The organism is Micromonospora purpureochromogenes, assembly GCF_900091515.1.
GTDB lineage: Bacteria > Actinomycetota > Actinomycetes > Mycobacteriales > Micromonosporaceae > Micromonospora > Micromonospora purpureochromogenes.
The window spans coordinates 4,428,130-4,446,454 of sequence record NZ_LT607410.1; the positions used below are offsets into that span (position 1 = coordinate 4,428,130).

15 protein-coding genes and 1 pseudogene are annotated in these 18,325 nt (G+C 69.0%); 10 read left to right on the forward strand and 6 right to left on the reverse strand.

The genetic code is table 11. The features are described from left to right. Positions 1-3 precede the first annotated feature (3 nt). The 8 genes and pseudogenes from GA0074696_RS20425 to GA0074696_RS20460 all read left to right on the forward strand — a co-directional run bounded on the left by GA0074696_RS20425 (position 4) and on the right by GA0074696_RS20460 (position 7,725). Positions 4-1,140: a hypothetical protein gene (locus tag GA0074696_RS20425; protein ID WP_088962587.1), complete on the forward strand. Its 1,137-nt coding sequence runs from the start codon at positions 4-6 to the stop codon at positions 1,138-1,140. Between the two features lie 33 nt (positions 1,141-1,173). Next, positions 1,174-1,851: a hypothetical protein gene (locus GA0074696_RS20430; protein ID WP_088962588.1), complete on the forward strand. Its 678-nt coding sequence runs from the start codon at positions 1,174-1,176 to the stop codon at positions 1,849-1,851. Between the two features lie 166 nt (positions 1,852-2,017). After that, a complete protein-coding gene (locus tag GA0074696_RS20435) occupies positions 2,018-3,814 on the forward strand; it encodes a tetratricopeptide repeat protein (RefSeq protein ID WP_088962589.1) in 1,797 nt (598 codons plus the stop codon). A gap of 9 nt (positions 3,815-3,823) precedes the next feature. Next, a pseudogene (locus GA0074696_RS20440) lies at positions 3,824-4,821 on the forward strand (IS5 family transposase). 225 nt (positions 4,822-5,046) lie between these two features. Further along, a complete protein-coding gene (locus GA0074696_RS20445) occupies positions 5,047-5,955 on the forward strand; it encodes a methyltransferase domain-containing protein (protein WP_231925094.1) in 909 nt (302 codons plus the stop codon). Between the two features lie 98 nt (positions 5,956-6,053). Then, positions 6,054-7,007, forward strand: coding sequence for a tetratricopeptide repeat protein (locus GA0074696_RS20450; RefSeq protein ID WP_172894360.1), 954 nt, complete (start codon positions 6,054-6,056; stop codon positions 7,005-7,007). A gap of 48 nt (positions 7,008-7,055) precedes the next feature. After that, positions 7,056-7,196, forward strand: coding sequence for a hypothetical protein (locus GA0074696_RS30905; protein WP_157746061.1), 141 nt, complete (start codon positions 7,056-7,058; stop codon positions 7,194-7,196). 19 nt (positions 7,197-7,215) lie between these two features. After that, positions 7,216-7,725 carry a radical SAM protein gene (locus GA0074696_RS20460; protein ID WP_088962592.1) on the forward strand — a complete coding sequence of 170 codons (510 nt, stop codon included), beginning with the start codon at positions 7,216-7,218 and terminating at the stop codon, positions 7,723-7,725. Here the strand turns inward: GA0074696_RS20460 and GA0074696_RS20465 are convergent. Further along, positions 7,708-8,820: an ISAs1 family transposase gene (locus GA0074696_RS20465; protein WP_172894136.1), complete on the reverse strand. Its 1,113-nt coding sequence runs from the start codon at positions 8,818-8,820 to the stop codon at positions 7,708-7,710. The genes GA0074696_RS20460 and GA0074696_RS20465 overlap by 18 nt on opposite strands. A 238-nt stretch (positions 8,821-9,058) precedes the next feature. On the opposite strand from GA0074696_RS20465, the gene GA0074696_RS20470 reads away from it, so the two are divergent. Together GA0074696_RS20470 and GA0074696_RS20475 are read left to right on the forward strand one after the other, a co-directional pair. After that, positions 9,059-9,655 (forward strand): hypothetical protein, encoded by a 597-nt coding sequence (locus tag GA0074696_RS20470; protein ID WP_088962593.1) that lies wholly within the window; start codon positions 9,059-9,061, stop codon positions 9,653-9,655. 12 nt (positions 9,656-9,667) lie between these two features. After that, positions 9,668-10,153, forward strand: a complete 486-nt coding sequence (locus GA0074696_RS20475; RefSeq protein WP_231925096.1) for a GNAT family N-acetyltransferase — start codon at positions 9,668-9,670, stop codon at positions 10,151-10,153. A 199-nt stretch (positions 10,154-10,352) separates the two neighbouring features. On the opposite strand, the gene GA0074696_RS31965 is transcribed toward GA0074696_RS20475, so the two are convergent. The 5 genes from GA0074696_RS31965 to GA0074696_RS20500 all read right to left on the reverse strand — a co-directional run bounded on the left by GA0074696_RS31965 (position 10,353) and on the right by GA0074696_RS20500 (position 18,039). Continuing rightward, complete coding sequence (locus GA0074696_RS31965) at positions 10,353-10,892, reverse strand: hypothetical protein (RefSeq protein WP_407940615.1); 540 nt, start codon at positions 10,890-10,892, stop codon at positions 10,353-10,355. 2 nt (positions 10,893-10,894) lie between these two features. Beyond that, positions 10,895-12,049: an alpha/beta hydrolase gene (locus GA0074696_RS20485; protein WP_231925098.1), complete on the reverse strand. Its 1,155-nt coding sequence runs from the start codon at positions 12,047-12,049 to the stop codon at positions 10,895-10,897. Between the two features lie 194 nt (positions 12,050-12,243). Further along, positions 12,244-12,546, reverse strand: coding sequence for a WXG100 family type VII secretion target (locus GA0074696_RS20490; protein WP_088962594.1), 303 nt, complete (start codon positions 12,544-12,546; stop codon positions 12,244-12,246). Between the two features lie 343 nt (positions 12,547-12,889). Continuing rightward, positions 12,890-14,410 carry a phospholipase D-like domain-containing protein gene (locus GA0074696_RS20495; RefSeq protein ID WP_088962595.1) on the reverse strand — a complete coding sequence of 507 codons (1,521 nt, stop codon included), beginning with the start codon at positions 14,408-14,410 and terminating at the stop codon, positions 12,890-12,892. Then, a complete protein-coding gene (locus tag GA0074696_RS20500) occupies positions 14,407-18,039 on the reverse strand; it encodes an AAA domain-containing protein (RefSeq protein WP_088962596.1) in 3,633 nt (1,210 codons plus the stop codon). Before GA0074696_RS20500 ends, GA0074696_RS20495 begins: the two co-directional genes overlap by 4 nt. Positions 18,040-18,325: the final 286 nt, after the last annotated feature.

The following is an 18,325-nucleotide window of genomic DNA, read 5'->3' on the forward strand; positions in this document are numbered from 1 at the left end:
CCGGTGGACCCGAACAGCCCGATCCTCCGGCGGTTTCCCCTCGTAGCCAGGCCACGGCCCATCGCCAAAGCCCTGACCGCTCGCATCGATGACCTGCGTACCCTGGCCAACCGCGCCGATCGGGAGGACGACATGACCGCAGCGTCAGCCGTATACAACCGGGCGGCCCTGATCGCCTCGGACTGCGGCCAGCCCGAGCTGGCCCGGCAGTGGTGCCACGAGCATGCCGACGCGTACCTGCGCGCCTTCCCCTTGGGCACGCAGGCCGCGCGTCATGCCCTGGAGCCCTTGGTGAACCTCGCCCGCCTGCACATCAGAAGCGGCGACGGAGACGCCGCTCTTCGGCTCCTCACCGACCTCTTTCAGGCGGCCTCATCCCGCACCGACGCGCTGATCGACGGCTACTCTCTGCTGGCGAGCAGACTGACCCGGACTGCGGAAGACCATCGCGAGGTACGGCAATGGCTGTGGAGCGTGCTCCTCGCCGAGGGTGCTCGCGCGCTCACCAGCGCTGACCGGTGGAAAGAGGCCTACGACCACCTCCAGCGGCACAACGGCATCGGCCGGCGGATGCTGGACGGACGCCAGGTCGCGGTCATCGCCCACGCGACCGCCGGCGAGATCGAGCACGCCCGTACGCTCGTCGCCGAGACCGCCTGCGGCGAGCCGTGGGAGCAGAGCGTCACCGCATGCCTGGACTACCTGTGCGGCAAGGCGGCCGGCGAGGAGACCTTCCTCGACGCGTTGCTCGACAGCTACCGACGGCTAACGCCCACACCCAGCCTTGCCGTCTTCCACACCCGCCTCGGACTCTCGATCATCGACGCGGCTGGCGGAGTAGCCCATCCCGGGGTACGAAACCTGGCTGCGGAGCTGATCAACCAGGCCGTCGCCTTCGATGACGCCCACGTTGCACGTGACCTGCTGGACCACGGCGGCATACGTGCAGTCGTCGATGCGCAAGGCGAAGCTGAGCTCGTCACCATCCTGCATGCGGGTGGGACGGCAGGCCGTCGGTTGCCGTGCGTCGCTCACGAGCGCCTGTTCCAGTCCCTGGCTGTCAGCAGAGCGGTGATCCAACGGCTGCCACTCGGCCAACACAGGCGCGTGGGCGCCGCCAGCGCCGAGTCAGGCAGATGATCGAGTCGCTGCCTGCCCAAGTAGGGTCGACCGGTGACCGCGTACGAGATCGCCGCCCGGCTGCCTACCATCGACCTGCTGCGGCGGCGCTGCAAGGCGTTGGCCGTGCTGGAACGCATCATCGACGGCGGCGAACCCTACTACGGCTACACCTCGGCATGGGGCGCGGACGAGGCGGCGCTGATGAGCAACGGCAGCGGCGACGAGTGGGCCGCCGTGTTCACCGCCGACGGCGCGTTCATCCGGGTTTTCGATCATGAGTCCGCGATGTCGCCCTACCGCGATCCAGACCACGAGCTGTGGCCGGGCCTGCTGGACGGCATCCCCAAGGTGTTGCGTCCGCAGGTGGAAGAACCCGCTTTCTGCGATGAGGCCGGGCAGTTCATCGCCACCGCGGTGCTGTGGCGGCTGGCCGGTGATGACGTCTGGCACGCCGGCGAAGGCATCACCTTCCCCCCGGTGCAGGGGCCGTACGCCGACACCGGGCCGGACGGGTCCGGCATGCTCGACATTCTGCTCGACGACATCGTCGACCGGTTCGTCGAGTTCGCCAGCGACTACTACGAGATCGAGGTGGACCGGGCGGCAGTCGAGCACGTCGTCGCCCACCGGCCACTGACCGACACCGTGATACAGGCCCTGAACCCTCGACTCACCGTGGCCGACCTCCGGGAGGACATCGCCGCCATCTACCCGATCGCTTCGATGTAGCGGGAGGCTCGGCAAGCCGCTCGCCGAGCGCCAGCGTACGTCTGTCACGGACCAGGACACTCCCCCCGGGACGCCCCGGCGCACGATTCGGTTGGTTGGCGCGGGGGCGATGACTGCCGTCGCCGCGAAGGACTTGCCATAGTGCTTCTTGTCGATATGCCTTACGGTGCTGATCGTGAAGTTGCGCCGGGTAACCGTTGCGGGACTGGTTGCTGCCGGCGTTGCTGCGGTGACCCTGATGATCGGCCTGGTGACCAACGCCGCCTCCAATCAGCAGCGGTGGCCCGGCTGGTTGTCTCTGGTGCAGCGGTACCCGTGGCAGTCGTTCCTGTTGCTTGCGGTCGTTGCCGTGGTCCTCGCCGCATTGCTGCCGGGCCTGACCGACCCCGGCCAGGTCGGTATGCGGATAGCTGACGATGAGCCCACGCCCTCGGTGGGAGCGGCCGCGGTCTTGCGTACCCTGCCGCGCGACGTCGCCGGCTTCACCAACCGGCGGGACGAGATCGAGCAGATCCTGAACGATGCGTCGCATGATCAGTTAATCGTGCCGGTCCGGACCATCGACGGCATGGCTGGCGTCGGCAAGACCGCCTTTGCCATCCACGTCGGCCATCTGCTGGCGCCGAAGTTCCCGGACGGTCAGCTGTTCCTGAACCTCAACGGGCACACGCCCGGACGTGGGCCGGTCGGGCCGGCCGAGGCGCTCGCGTCGCTGCTGCTCGCCGACGGCGTCGCCCCGCAGAAGATCCCAAACAGCGACGACCAGTGGGCGATGACCGAGGCTCGCGCCGCAATGTGGCGCACCCGGGTTGCTGATCGGCGGATGCTGCTCATCCTCGACAACGCCGCCACGTACGCGCAGGTGGAGCAGCTACTGCCGGGCGCGGCCGGCAGTCTCGTGTTGGTCACCAGCCGTCGCCGGCTAGCCGCACCAGACGCGACGAGTCTGCAGATGAGCGCATTGTCCGCGACGGACGCCGCCGCATTGTTCATGCGTCTGGCCGGTCGTAGCCGGCTCAGCAAGGAATCGGTCGGTGAGCTCGTCGCTGTCTGCGGTTACCTTCCGTTGGCGGTTGCCTTACTTGCGGCGAGGCTACGGCACCATCCGTCCTGGACCGTCGAGAACCTCAAGGATCGCCTGCTGTCGACGCAGCACCGCCTGGTGGAGATGCAGGCGGGCGAGCGCGCCGTCGCGGCCGCATTCGACCTGTCGTACCAGGACCTACCAGTTGAACGTCAGCGGTTCTTCCGTCGACTCAGCCGGTTCCCGGGGCTCGACGTCGATGAAGAGGCCGCGGCGGCGCTGGCTTCGGTCTCCTGGGCGGTGGCGCGAGCCGAGCTTGAGGCGCTGTACGGGGATCACCTGCTGGATGAAACCGAGCACGGACGATACCGGTTCCATGACCTGGTCAGGGACTATGGACGCAGCCTCGGGGAAGACGGGCAGGACGGGACGATGTCGATCAAGAACCTCGCGGGACACTACCTGGAGACCATCGGCGCGGCGAACACCTACATCAGCCGCGGATCCACGACCACTACGGCCCGATTCGATTCGCTGGCCACGGCCTCGGCGTGGCTTGACGCTGAGCGCGCGAACGTTCTGGCCTGCGTCGAGGAGTGTGTGCGTCGCGAGCAGCATGCCCTGGTCGTGGGACTCGCCGCCGCGATGGCGCCGTACCTGCGCCAGGCGGGTCCGTGGGACCAGGCCGCCGAACTGCACCGCACCGCGGTCGTGGCGGCACGCCGCACGGGTGACCGGAAGGCAGAGGCCGACGCGTTGGCGAACCTCGGCATGGTATCCCGCCTCATGGCCCGGTACCGGGCGGCGGTGGAGACGCTGAACGAGTCGCTCGCGATCTACCTGGCTCTCGGCGATCTGGATGGGCAGGCGTTAGGTCCCGTCTGGAGTTGTGATCACGGCGGTGTGGAGGCCGGCCGGTCGGCCGCTCCATGCTGGTAGAACGGTGGCGTGACACGCCGCGAGCTGAGTGACGACGAGTGGGCGTTGGTTGAACCGTTCCTGCCGATCGAGGCCTACGGTCCCTATCCGCAGCGGTTGCGGGACCAGTTCGAGGGCGTGATCTGGCGGTTTCGTACCGGCAGCCAATGGCGGGAGATGCCCACGGAGTTCGGGGCCTGGCAGACGGTCTACGACCGGTTCACCCAGTGGCGCGACGCTGGGGTGTTCGCCGCCTTGATGGAGGGGATGATCGCTGAGGCCGCCCGGCGTGACCAGGCCGACCTGTCGCTGGTCAGCGTGGACTCCACGGTGGCGCGGGCGCATCACGATGCGGCCGGGATGGTCGTTGACACGGCGGTGCTGGCGGCCCTGGAGCAGGCCGCGGGGGCGAAAAGGGGGATCCTGGATGCGGGCAAACCGCCCCAGTGACCGTCGAGGACCAGGCCCGGGCGGCGGTACGGGCCGAGCGTCGCCGGTTGCTACGGCGCCATCGTGCCCGGCTGGCGGCGGCCGGGTTGGGGCGCTCACGTGGTGGATTGACCAGCAAGGTGCACCTGGCCGCCGACCGTCGCCGTCGGCCCTTGGCCTTCGTCCTCACCCCGGGGCAGGCCGCCGACAGTCCCCGGTTCGAGGCGGTGTTGGAACGGGTGCGGGTGCGCCGACCGGTGGGACGGCCACGGACCCGGCCGGAGGCGGTGGCTGCCGATAAGGCGTACTCGTCGCGCGCCAACCGCGCCTACCTGCGTCGACGCAGGATCAAGGCGGTGATCCCGGAAAAGGCCGACCAGATCGCCCACCGTCGCAAGCGCGGCAGCGGGGGTGGGCGGCCGGTTTCCTTCGACGCCGAGCTGTACCGGGAGCGCAACACGGTGGAGCGGTGCATCAACAAGATCAAGGCGTGGCGGGGCCTGGCCACCCGCTATGACAAGACGCCCGACAGCTATATGGCAGGGCTCCAGCTACGCGGGACGCTGATCTGGCTCCGCAGCCTTCAACCCATCACCTGAACCAAGCTCCAAATAGGACCTAGGCGACGATCGGCGCCGGGGCCTGGAGTACGAGTTGGCGCAGCGCGGCCAGGCGGCCGGGGAGCGTCGGGACACCGAGGTCCCGGATGAGCGGGCGATCGTGTCGAGGGTGAGGGGTCGGCCTGGTTGGCTGGAGCCAGGCTGTGTGTGGTTTCATCCCGTGTCGCGCTGACACAGCACGCGGTCGGGCGTGAGGATGTGGGCATGAGTTCATCGCAGCCCGTCGTCGACCCCGGGCCCGAGCCGGACACGACCGCGGGCGGGCCGGTGAATACTGCTGACGCGCGGTCCAGGCCCCCATCGCCGGACGCCCCCGAGTCTTCCCCGGATCACCGCTACCTGCTCGACAACGCCCGGGTGGAGGCGGGCGAGCGGTTCACCTGGCTGGCCGAGCTGTTCGACGGTGTCACGCGTGGGCACTTCGACCGTCTCGGAGTGAGGGCGGGCTGGCGCTGCTGGGAAGTTGGTGCCGGAGGCCCCAGCATTCCCGAGGCACTCGCCACGGCCGTCGGACCAACCGGTTACGTGCTGGCCACGGACATCAATCCGGCCTGGTTGGACCCGCACGGCGGGTACGAGGTGCTCCGGCACGACATCGTCGGGGACCCGCCGCCGCAGCCAGGCACGTTTGACCTGGTACACGCGCGGCTCGTGCTCGTTCACGTGCCCGACCGTGCCCGGGCGTTGGCGACGATGGTGGCGGCGCTGCGGCCCGGCGGTTGGCTATTGGTGGAGGATGCCGACACCGAGCTGCAGCCGCTGGCCTGCCTCGATGAGGTTGGCCCGGCGCAGCGGCGCGCCAACCGGCTGCGGCGCGCCGTCCGGGAGTTGATGACCCGCCGCGGCGCCGATCTGCGCTACGGCCGTACGCTGCCGCGGGCGTTGCGTGCGGCGGGCCTAGTCGATGTCACGGCGGCCGGCTGCTTCCCGGTCGGCGGGGTAGCCTGCGACCGGCTGGAGACCGCGACGGTGCGCATGCTCCGCGCCGAGTTGCTCGCCGCAGGGCTGGCCAACGAGGTCGAGATCGACGCGCACCTGGCCGCCGTCGATGCCGGCGAGCTCGACCTCACCCTCGCGCCGCTGATCTCGGCATGGGGACGCCGCCCAGGCTAAGCAGTCTGCCTGAAGTTCCGCATGTAACTGGGTGGCAGCATGGAGCGCCGACCGGCCGGCCTCCACACCACCGTGATCACAACTCCAGACGGGACCTAGTGCTCAACCAGCTCGGCATTGTGCACTACCTGACCGCGACGTACGACGAGGCGGCCCGAGCTCAGACGGAAGCGTTGGGGATCTGCCGGGAGAACGGTGACCTGCTCGGCCAGGCGAACGCGCTCGCCGACCTGGGCATGGTGCGGCGGATGACCGGTGACCTGGGGCCTTCCGCCGAAGCTTCGACGGAAGCGCTGGAGATCTACCGGCAGCTCGGTGATCGTTACGGCGAGGCCAACGCACTCCGCGACCTCGGACTGGTCCGGTCCCTGACCGGTGACTACGCCGAGTCCGAGCACAACGCCCGCGAGGCGCTGGCGATCTACACCAGCATCGGCGACCCGGTGCACCAGGCGTATGCGCTCAACGAGCTGGGCGTCGCCCGTCGTCTGCAGGGGGACCTCGAAGGGGCGACCGAATCGCACGAACAGGCGCTGGCCAAGTACATCGAGCTAGGTGATCGATTCGGCGAGGCCAATGCCATCCGGCACCTCGGGGTGCTGCACCGGCTTCGAGGAGACCAGGCAGCGGCGGTCGAGGCCCAGGAGCGGGCCGTGACCATCTATGCCGAATTGGAGAGCCGGGGCGGGATGGCCGCCGCCACGGCCGAGCTGGGCGTCCTGCGACGTCTCGACGGCAACCTCGTCGGCGCCAGGAGCGCGTTGGACAGCGCTGCGGCGTGGTACGCCGAGCTCGGAGACCGCACCGGTCAGCTCGAAGTGCATAACCACATCGGCGCGTTGCACCTCGACGCCGTTGAACTCGACCGGGCGAGTAACCGATACGAGCTCGCACTGTCCCTGGCCCGCGAACTGGGGGTGCCGCTGCAGGAAGCGCATGCCCTGGAGGGCCTCGCCCGCTGCGAACTTGCTCTGGGGCGACCCGAGCAAGCGGCCGACCTCCGCAGCGCCGCCAAGATGCTCCATGAACGGCTCGGAAATCGGCATACGTAACTTCACTCCGTCCCGGTATCGTCACCGTAAGACATGAAGGAGGCGGCCATGCAGCAGTCGACGACGTCGAACGTGCAGCCCGTGCTGGCGACGGTGGTCAAGAGGGTCCACGCCCGGATCGCGGCCGAGCAGGTCAAGCCCGAGGCCGTTCGAGCCGCACACGCGGCGTCGATTCCCGCGCAATCCTGAGCAGCCGCGGCGCGCGGGCATGCCACCACTGCGAACCTTCATCCTCAAGGTGGTCAACCGCTGCAACATCAACTGCGACTACTGCTATGTCTTCAACGGGCCAGACCAGTCCTGGCGTGGCCTGCCCGTACGGATGAGCGCCGAGGTGGCCCACGCCGCCGCGCAGCGAATCTCCGAGCATGCCACTGCGCACGACCTCGACCACGTGGACGCCGTGCTGCATGGTGGCGAGCCCCTCCTCGCCGGGCCGCGCCACCTCGGCGCCATCCTGCAGATCCTTCACGACCGAGTACCGTCCGTCCGCTTCGAGTTACAGACCAACGGCATGCTGCTCAACGACGACTGGCTGGATCTCTTTGAACAGTTCGGCGTTCGGGTCGGCGTGAGCCTCGACGGCCGGCCGGTGGCGAATGACCGCCACCGTGTCAGCCACCGCGGCCGGTCAACGTCGTACGCCGCGGTCCGCGGCATCGAACTGCTCCGTAGCCGGCCCAGGGCCCCGGCAAAGTCGTCAGGTGATGCCGAGTAGGGCCAGTGGTCGGTTGCTGTCGCGGGCGTGGTGGCGGTTGCCGGCGGCGATGTTGGTGACGCCGGCCTGGCGTAGGGCGCCGATGGCGGCGTTGCGTAGGGCTGCCATGACCTGGGGTCCGGTGCCGGTACGGATCTGGGATCGGTCTTCGTCGTAGGTCACGTCGCGGACCCAGTGGACTCTGTTCTCGATCGACCAGTGACCGCGGATCCACGAGGCGAGCTGCGCCGGCCTGGCCTGGTGAACGAGCAGGTCGGTGATCGCGTAGACGGTCTCGGTGGTGAAGCGTTTCGGCTGGTCGAGCCGGCGTCGACGCCGTCGGATCTGCAACGCCTGGGCGGCGTGGGGAAAATCGATCCCGGTGGAGACGGACAGGATCTTCAGGGTGCGGATCTCCCGGCGGCCATGGCCGCGGCAGGTGTCACGGTCGGCGTCAGGCACGGCCCGCCAGGGCAGAGCGGCCAACTGGTGGTGCAGGCTGGGCTGGTTGCCCTTCACCGTGAGGATCCAGTGGGCGCCGCGCTCGGCGAGGTAGGCGACGTGCTCACGTTGGCAATGCAACGCGTCGGCGGTCACGACCACGCCGTGCAGGTCTGGGATCTGGTCGAGCAGGGGTGCGAAGCGGGTGATTTCGTTGGTCTTACCGTTGACGTCGGTGCTGGCCAGCACGACACCACTGGCCTGGTCGGCGGCGGCGAGGACGTGCCGGGCGGTCGTGTCGCCGGTGCGGGAACCGCGGATCGTCTTGCCATCCACGGCGATCGCCCTGCTCGACCCTGCCGGCGCTGCGGGAGTGCATCCGGCCAGCCAGGTCCCGATCACGACGGCGAGCACCTCGGGGTCCAGGGCCTGCAGCAGTCGGCGGATCATGGCCTCGGACGGCCGGCGGCTTGCGTCGATCCCGAGCAGGACGGCGGTATCGGCGGGCAGGTCAGCGACCCACTCCCCGATCGCCGTGTAGGAGCGGTAACCGGCCACGACCGCGCAGACCGCCGCGGCGACCACGGTCACCAGACGGTGCCGTACTCCACGGCGGGCGCGAGGATCGGGCAGATCCGCCAACGCCGTGAGCAGCCCACCCGCACCATCCTCCACAGAGGTCCCGGCCGGTGCGGTTGACAACGATGAGATCAGCGATGATGGCAACGCGGGCATGACTCACTTCAGATAGATCAACAGGCCTCGAGAACCTCGATGATCTTCCGGAGCGGTCATGCCCGCCTTGCTACCCACACCCAGGGCGCGTCTGCACCAACCACCTCAAGCCGGACACCCCTCACGACTTTGCCGGAGCCCTGGTAGCCGGCCCCACCTGTTCGCCGGCGTCCTGGCCGTGGTCGACCTCCACAATGACCCAGCCGAGGTTCACGACTATCTCGCGTCACTGGGACCGGCGGTCATTGACTTCAACCTGCCCCACGCCACGCACGACGCCCCACCGGAGCGCGCCGATCCCACTGAGCCGGAGTACGGCAGGTGGTTGAGCCGCGTCTACGACGCATGGACCGGCGCCAGTTCCTACACGCACTCGGTGCGCATACTGGAAGACATCGTGGCTCTCAGCCTCGGCGTGAAGGGCTCCGTCGAATCGCTCGGACTCGCACCGGCCGACATCGTCGTGGTCGAGTCCGACGGCTCGATCGAGAACGTCGACACGCTCAAAGCCGCCGCCCCGGGCGCCGCAGATCTCGGCCTCAACGTCTTCGACCACACCTTCGACGAGGTGGCCAACCACCCTGCGATTCGGCAACGGCGGGCCGGCGTGGCGGCCTTGGCGCAGGAGTGCCAGCGCTGCCCACTGGTGTCCGTCTGTGGCGGCGGATATCTGCCGCATCGGTTGAGCGCCGAGCGCGGATACCGCAACCCGTCCGTCTACTGTCAGGACCTCGCCCACCTCATCCGGCACGTCCAAGCCACGCTTCCGGCCTGAAGGAGAAGCACAGTGCAGCACCTCGTCGTCCGCCACGCCGAGCCCGGTGACGCCAAGACCGTCGCCGCGATGATCGAGGAGATCGAGCGGTACTACGGCGCCACATCGATCCAGCCGTTCGGGGAGCGGCTGGCACAGGTCGAAGCCGCGCTGTTCGGGACGCCGCCGCTGGCGTACTGCGTGCTCGCGATCGCCGAAGACGACCTGGTGGGGTTGGCGGCGTACTCCTTTCTGTGGCCGGCGGCCGGATCGACGCACTCACTGTTCGTCAAGGAGCTGTACGTGCGGCCGGACGGACGGCGGCTGGGCACTGGAACGCGGCTCATGCGGGAGATGCAAGCAATTGCGGCCGCCGCGCCGGGGTGCAGTCGAGTGGAATGGATGACCGACCGCGACAACGACGGTGCACGCGCTTTCTACCGGCGGCTCGGGTTCGAGGAATTTGAGGGGAAGGTCAATTACCGCGTCGGGTCCGGCATTCCGCAGCCACTCGGCTGAGCCAACGCGGGAACCCGACGGGTACGACTCCAGTGGCGGCGCGGACGCAGCGTCGAACGCAGGGGCTGCCGAGGGCGGGCGGTGTCTGACGTTCGGTGGCCGCCTCGCTGATCCAGCCGCTACCCCTCGAAGCCGGACGACGGGGCTCGGCAGCGAGACCCTGTATGACATCGAGACCTTCCCGACGCGCATGCGAATGTCAGGCGTTGGCCGGGTCTTCGCCCTCTACAGGCTTGTAGCAGTCACTGAGGAGACCGACAGCTACGTGATCGAGGTTCTTGGTGGTCGTGAGGGTGACCGTGATCGCCGTATCCGGATCCCGGGCCGACAGCGAACCGCGGGTCCCCTCGGCGAAGGTGCGGTCCTCGGTGATCTCGTAGCCCTGCTGCCGCAGCGTCTCCCGGACCCGTGCAAGCGTGGTGAGCTGGTCAGCCGGAGCAACCCGCAGGTTGGCCGAAGCGCCGAGGTACCAACGGCCGTCACCGGCGGTCTCGCCCCGGCGTCCCTCGCACGGCACGGTGTTGGTGCTCCAGTCATTGAGCGGGCTGGCAGCGGCGTCAGCGACCGCCTGGGCCCGGGTCTGCACGAGTTGGAGCACCTCGGCCACACGCTTGGTCTGCAAGGGCTCGTCCTTACTCTGCCGGTTGTCGTCGCCGTTGCTGGTACACGCTGCCAGGGCCAGGATGAGCGCGATGCCGGCGAGCAGTCGACGCCTAGGCCTGAGGATCTGGATTCGCATGGTCACGGCGCCTTTCCATGTTCCAGCGCGACGGCGTCGTAGTCGCCTACGATCACCGCTGCCTGCGAGGCCAGGACCTGGCTGTTCGGTGTCCAGTAGCCGCTGTGCCCGGAGGTGTCGACGGCGAGGACGTTGGCGCCGAACTCCGGGTTGTGGGGACCAGGCCCATGGATACCGACGGCCCCTTCGGCCAGCCAGCCGCCGACGAGCGGGACGCCGGTGAGCCAGCGGGCGTTCTCCTCGGGGCGGGCCACGAGGGTGTCGTCACTGGCGGCGCCGGCCCAGACGTGGCGGGGGTCGACGTTGAACTCGCTGGCACTGTCGACGCGCATGCCGGGGCTGCCGACGGCGATCATGTCGTCGGCGGCAAGGCCATCACCGGTGCTGGCTGCTTCCCCGGTCGAGCCGTAGCTGTGCCCGATGACCGTGAGGTGGGAAGGGCTGCCGTCGTGCGCGGTTCGTAGCCCGTCGACGAAGCCATCAAGGGCGCGGGCGCCCGCTTCGGACTTGCCGCCGAATGGTGCGGTGACGATGTCGGTGTCGACCGATGGCGTGTCGTACCCAAGCCATGCCACGACGGCGACCGGTGGTCCGGTCGGGTCATGCTGGATCGCGGTGTCCTGCAGCAGGCTTGCCCGGTTGATCAGGCCGCGGATGCCGTGCAGTTCGGTGCCGACGCCGGGAACGAGCACCGCGGTGTGCCCGGCGGTGTCCGGGTTGCCGATGGCCACGGCTGCCTTTCCGTCGCCGATCTGGTCGACGGAGAGCAGGTACAGGCGCTTGTTCGGCGGGTTGTTCTCCGCACCTTCCAGCTTGTCGAGCAGCATCAGCGCGGTGGCCTGCTGCGGGTTGTCGACGTCGGTCCGGTGGTTGACGTTGTCGCCGATGAAGGTGCGCAGCGCGAGCTGGTTGGCGTAGTCGCGGTCGGTGGCGGGGAGGCGGTGGATGAGCTCAGCGTCCGGATCGTGCCAATCCCCCGCCTCCATGATCCGCGGTGACACCCGGCCCGTGTCATCCACACGCAGGCCCAGAACAGACGCGGCGTCAACGGCGGCATCGAGCCGTCGCTGCAGTTGATCGAACTTCTCAGCGGCCTCTCGAAGCAGGCTGGCAGCCGTGCGGGTCTGCATGCTGGCGACCTCGAACTCGTCGTCCAAGTCGTTGAGTCGCCTCATTGCCTCCGTGGCGGCGGGTCCTTGCACCCGGACGCTCGGAGCGGACCAGTCAATTCCGCGCCGCACCGCTCTTCCAGCTTGGCGCACGCTCGGGAGAAGTCCGTCCACGCCTCTGCGGCGAACCTGATCGGGCCGAGCCGGACGTCACGAAGGTCGGCGAAGGTGACCATCGTGAATCAGCGTCCACGGATGTCGAAGCGCGCGGCGCTGGCTTCGTCGGTGGAGCGGTAGTCCCACGCGCATCCGCGAAGCCCGTCGCCAAGCTCAGTGAGGTAGTCGGTCAGCTTCGACAGATCGTCTGACCACGACCATCGGAACTGCTCGAGCGCCGACCGCGTCTGCCATCCACCGAGCGCGGCCACCGCAGCATCGGTCTCGCCTCCCACGTCGGCCGCGCTCTTCCGCAGCTCGTCGCGGAGGCCATCGGCCACCCGCGCTGCCCTGTCCAGCACTTCCGGCTCGACGCGAAACTCCGCCACTGACCGTCCTCCCCCGAGATGCTGCGAGCCTACAGTAACCACGCCAACTCGAAGTGCATCAGGAAGGTGGCTATGGCGGACCAGATGGGCTCCACCGGGATTGCCAGAACTGGCCCCATCAGGGGCCGTCTGGCGCTGCGCTCGACTACCGAAAGTAGTTGGCGCTGGTGCTTACCGAGTGGCGATTGACGCCCGACCCGCGCGCTATCCGCAGTGAGCGGACGTCTGCGGCCCGCCAGTTCATGGCTTGACGCTCGGCGACTGCCGGTGCGTGCCGCCGTTGGACGACCATCAAAGGTTGTGCCCATCCGGGATCTGGCGGTCCGAGTCTCGCTGACGGGCGCTATCCGGGCGCGCCCGGGGCTGCTCGGACGAGCTGGGCGCCGGGGCCACGCACGATCAGCTGGACGCCTCTGCGCCCGGCATCGCCGCCCGCCGGGTCTGGGACGTACAGGCCGACGGCGGCGTCGTCGGCCAGGACGTCGTCCTCGGCCAGGCACTCCTCGTCAACGAGCAGCTCGGCTGTGGTGGCCGTACCGTCCACGGCGGCGTCTTGTGAGCGAGCGGCCTCCTCTTCGACGCCGTCGGCAAGATGCCGCCATCTAATCGGCTCGCCCGCGAAATCATCGCCGCTACGACCAGTCCACAGTGAGGCGACGGCGCGGGCGAGGTCGGCACATAATGCTGGCGAAAGGACCTTCACGCCCGCAGCGTGAGGGCTACCTGCTGTCGCGCCGACCCACCCGTGGCCGGTGACGACGCCGACGAGCTGTCCGGGCCCTCTGTCCCACAACAGCAGGCTGGCACCGCTGCCCGTGACGCGGGTCCGTAGCAACTCCCGGCCGCGGCGGGCGTCGGCGCCGTAACCGATGCGGTTCGCGACGGCGGTCAAGGCGGCAGGGTCCCCGGCGGTGGAGCCGACCAGCAGGTCCACGCGGACGCCCCGCGTCACGGCGTCGGAGCAGCCAGCGGCCAATGCCTCGAACACATCCGGCCCGTCGAGACGGGGAATGGCCAGAGCGACGCTGGTGCGTGCCGACTGGAGCGCCTGGGCCAGAGCGGAGGCGTGCGCCTGCTCGCCGCGCAGTACGTCGTCGGCGGCGAGCAGCACGGTGGTGCCGCGCCGGTGTACCCGGTCTTCGTCCGTCACACGCAGGAAGCGGCGCCGCGCGGGACGTGCCGCGCTGCGAGGCGTTGCAAGCGGGCGGGGGGAACCGCCGGCCGCTGTGGCGGCCGCGGCCAGGGCCGGGGCTGTAAGGGCGTGGCGCCAGGGCGGCGGCAGGCCGAGCACCTGCTTGGCGTCAATGTCAACGTCGAGAGGGAGCCAGTGCGCGTCGCGGCTGATCTCCTCGATTCGGCCGATACGGCGCACCCATTCACCGGCTTCGCGGTGCAGGAGCTTCTGGACCTGTGCTTCGTCCACAGAGTCGCGCACGATCCTCGTACCAATCCTGGGGGCGGTGTCCCAGACCTCGGTCAGGTCGTCACGGCGGTAGGACCGAGCCTCGGATTGCCGGGCGACCTGGCCGGAGTGACGCTCCATCACCACGATGCCGGGACGGGCGGTCTCGACAATCACCGACACGGGCTCACGGTCCCCGCTGACGGCCTCGTGCCCAGCCCCGGTGAGCACGAACGACGCTTGCGGCCCTCCTTGGACGGCGACCCAGCCAGCGTTGACGAGCGTCACGACGGCCTGAACGAGAAGCCTGTCGTGCACGCGGAAAGCCTCGGCCAGCGACCGCAGGGTCGCGCCGCCGTCGGCGACGGCGTTGAGCACCATGTGCTCAAGCCGGCTGTACGGCTTGCCGCGGGCGAGGTCGTATGGGACGCGAAACCGGCTCACTGGCAACAGGACGATCATGAAAGGCCACCAAGGTCGGCGCCGAGCCGAACGGCGCGGCCAGAGGCGAACCAATCGCTTAGGTCGGTGACGATCCGCTTGAGGTGCCATAGGGGGTTTGCGGTGTCGTCGAGCTCGACGGTGCGGACCTGCTCCTGGAAGAAGTCCCAGGAGCCGACGAGCACGAGCAGCCGCTCGGCACGGGACAGCAGCACATTGAGTCGGCTCGCTTCGTCCAGGAAGCCCAGGCCGTGTCCCGGGTCGTGAAGGTTGTTGCGCACTAGGCTCACCGCGATGACGTCGGCTTGGTTACCCTGGAAGGAGTCGACGGTGTGGACGCCGCTGGCGCCGCCGGGAGCGCCAGGGCGGGCGTTGAGGGTGGGCTTGAGCTCGATCCCCTCAGGAAGGGCGGCCTTCCTCATCCGGCGTCGCAGCAGAGACGTCTGCTGGTTGTACGGCGACAGGACGGCGAGCTCCGCGGTGCCAGGCGCCTCTCGCCGCAGCGACGCCAGGAAATTTGACAGGGCCGTGGCCTCGGCGTCGTTGGTGAAGCGCGGTCGGCCCTGGGCCGGTCCGGTCTCGGCGGTCCTGGGGTCGTCGCGGCACCACGGGACGTCGAGCCAGACGATCGCATTCCCGCGGATATCGAGTGGCTCGGTGAAGCCGTGCAACACGCGGGCAAAGGGCCTACCTTCATGGACAGTCCTGTTTACGAGCCGATCGCCGTAGTACGCGCGCGAGATCAACTCGCCGATGTCGGGGTGCATGCGGTGCTGCTCGATGAGCACGCCCGCGGCGGCGCCGCCCGCCGAGTCGTCGGTCAAGCGCTGCCCGGCGTCGCCTTGGCCGACGGCGACCTGGCAGTGCTCGAACGTGCGCTTGAAGGTCTTGAGCCAGTCCTTGGCGTAGCCCTGGAAGGCGGCGCGTTCTTCGGTGGTCTTGTCCTTCCACGACGAGACCCACTCCCAGTCCAGGACGCCAGGCCCGGTATCGGGCAGCGCTTGCAGTGCCTCAACAACCGCATCGAGGGCGTCGACGCCGCGCAGGTAGTCCTCGTACCGATACGGCGGGAGCTGGTTATGGTCGCCGATCAGCAGCCACCGGTGGCCGGCCTGCAGGGGCAATGCGAGATCGAAGCCGTGCGCCTTCCCGGCTTCCTCGACAATGGACCAGTCGAAGGACTGGTCGCCGGCAATGGCCTCAAGCTCGCCGGCGCTGGTCGTGCAGTAGGTTAGGTTCGCGCCGCGCTTGACCAGTTCGACGAAGTCTGCGGCGCCGGTCCCTCGTGCCTCGTGGCTGGCCAGCTCGTCGGCCATCGCCGTGGCGTGGTCGAGCCAACCCTGCTGGGCGGGCGTGCGGTCAGACAGGTTAGCGAGGCTACTGCTGCTGTCGCGCAGGACCTGTAGGGCGACGTCCTCGACGGTGTCTTGGGCGGTGTCGTCGTCCCTGCGGGATCCGAGCCGGACCGCGAGGGGCCTGCGCTCGGATGCGACGCCCTCGAATGCCTCGGTTACCCGTGCCCGGAGGACGTCGACGGCGCCATGTGCCTGGGCCGTGACCAGGACCTGCGCGACCGGGTCGTCGTGGAGGATCTCGCGCAGAAGCCAGGCGACCAGCGTGGTCTTCCCAGTACCGGGCGGGCCCTGCAGGGCGTAGATGGGCCGGACCCGCAGGATGTCCTCGATCGCGCGGCGTTTGGCTTCGTCGACAGTCTCTGGAGCGAGCCGGACAGGCAGGTCGGCCGCGCCGGTGTCGATGTACACCTGGCCGGGCGCGGCCAGGCTGCGCAGCAGATAGCTGTGGCGGTCGAGGGCGTCGATGGCCTGCTTGCGGCGTCGGATGAGCTTGAGTTGACCGGGCATGCCCGCGCCGCGCAGGTATCCGCAGTCGGGCGGCGGCGGACGGTCGAGGTCGAAAGTCGGGCGCCTGAGTGTCGCGGTCCGCGCGGCGTCGTCCACGGCGTGGACGCGCCACTGGTTGTCTTTACCGCCCGCGGGTAGTGCCAGGGCGTCCCCATGCTCGCCGGACAGGATGACGCTGCCGCTGTCAGGCTTGCCGGCCTCGAGTTCGCGCTGCAGGAAACCGGCGAGGTCGTCGTTGTGCAGGAACGCGAGGACCTGCCTGTTCTCAGGGCGTAGCCGCTCACGAACGGTGATTACCTCGAAGCCGGGGTCGTCGGTGGGGTCCGGCCCGGCGACCAGCTCGATGGGGAAGATCGTCGCGTCGAGCATGAGCAGCTCGATCTGGTGAGTGGCGCGGACGAACTGGTGGAATTGGGCGAGGTCGCGCGCCATCTCGGCGCCGCGGTCGATGCGGGGCAGCACCGTATCCCATGTCGCGGACGCCAGAGCCAGGCCGCGGTCGTTGTGGGCAGACCTTGTCGACCGGACCGCGAGGCGGCCAGCCGGCAGTCGCACGCGGGCCGACCCTCCCTCACTGTTCGTGAGCTGGGCTGGGCCTAGACAGAACGCGATCTGCCACGTGGGCGCCTCACCGCGGTCGGAGTATTTGCGGAGCCGGACCACGGTGCGCCGGCCGACTAGTAGAACTGTTTCCTGTTTCGGCACGGCGTACAGGGATCCGCCGTCAAGGTCACGGCGCAGAAACACCGCTAAGCCGTCGGTTTGGGCGACGTCACGCGGGTCGTACGGCTGGCCGTCGTCTAGGCCGAGGTGCTCCCGTAGCCCTCGCTCGAGCAGGTAGTCGTAGAGCCGGGCCTGCTTTGGGTCGACGATGAGCGTAAAAGGCCGGTCGTCCGCGCGGGCTGCCGGTGGGGCCGCAAGCAGCGCAACGATCCCACGAATGGAGAGCTGGACGTCGTGCGGGCGGGTCATCCGCTCGAGCGGGATCGGGTCGATCAGGCGGAGAAGCAGTGCCCGTTCGGGCTCGGTGAGCGTGGTCGTGGCGGCCTCGATGGCTTTGACCACACGGGCGTACCGCTCGGCCGGAGCGTTGTTCGCGTACCGCTCGAGGTTGAGCACCAGGCGCGCGCACAACATGCCGAAGCCAAACCAGTCGTCGTCGGGGCGCCAGGCCGCGGTGTCGCCGGCGAGCCGCTCGGGCGGCGAGGACCAACTGACGGGCGGGTCGGCGTCCAGCGGGCGGCCGAGCCGGACCGACCACTCGAAGCCGCCGAGCCGGATGGACTCGGTGGGCTCGTCGGGCAGGTACAGCAGGGCTGCCGCACCGACGTCGCGGTGCAGGACGTCCTGGGAGTGCAGCACGGCTAGGCCGGCGGCGACGCGGCTGGCGGCTCGCCAAAGCTCCCGCCGGTCGGCGGGGTCGCGGGAGGAGAGCCAGCCGTGCTCGGCCCGAGCAGCGAGGGCGTCCGCGACGCTGTCGTAGCCGGTCGCCTGCAGGACCATGACGAAGGACTTCGCGTCGCGGTCGAGACCGGCGTCCTTGAGAACGGCCAGGGTGTCGTCGGCGCCAGGGCTGCTGCCGACCTTGTAGAGAGTGCGCAACTCGGCATCCCAGAGTGCCCGCTGGACGGGGTCGGGCTCGTCGCCGTCGTAGGCCCACGTGCGGGCAAGGTATTGCAGGCCGTCCTCGTCGTAGGCGGTCCACGCCTCAGCGTCCCCGGCGGCTGACCTGCGGGTTCCTAGCTCGTAGCGTCCTCGTAGGAGGGTCGTACCCTCGTCCAGCGGCATGTGCCTCCTTCGTCGGCTCAGGAAGTCTAACTAACCTACGAGCATCTGGGCGGCGCCGGATGTGGGTCGCCGGCACCGGCGCCGTGCACGCCGTCGAGGGCAAAGCCGCTCGGCCAGGTCGACGCCCACCACGAGCCGTTTACGCACCTCGCGCACGGCGAATCTGACGCCGGCCAGACAAACGCCACCCGAACGACTGGACCTTCCAGCGCGCCCCACACACCCAAGCCGCTCATTGGCAGATCCGCGCACTGTCGCACGGCAACACCAGCAGCCCTGGCTCTAC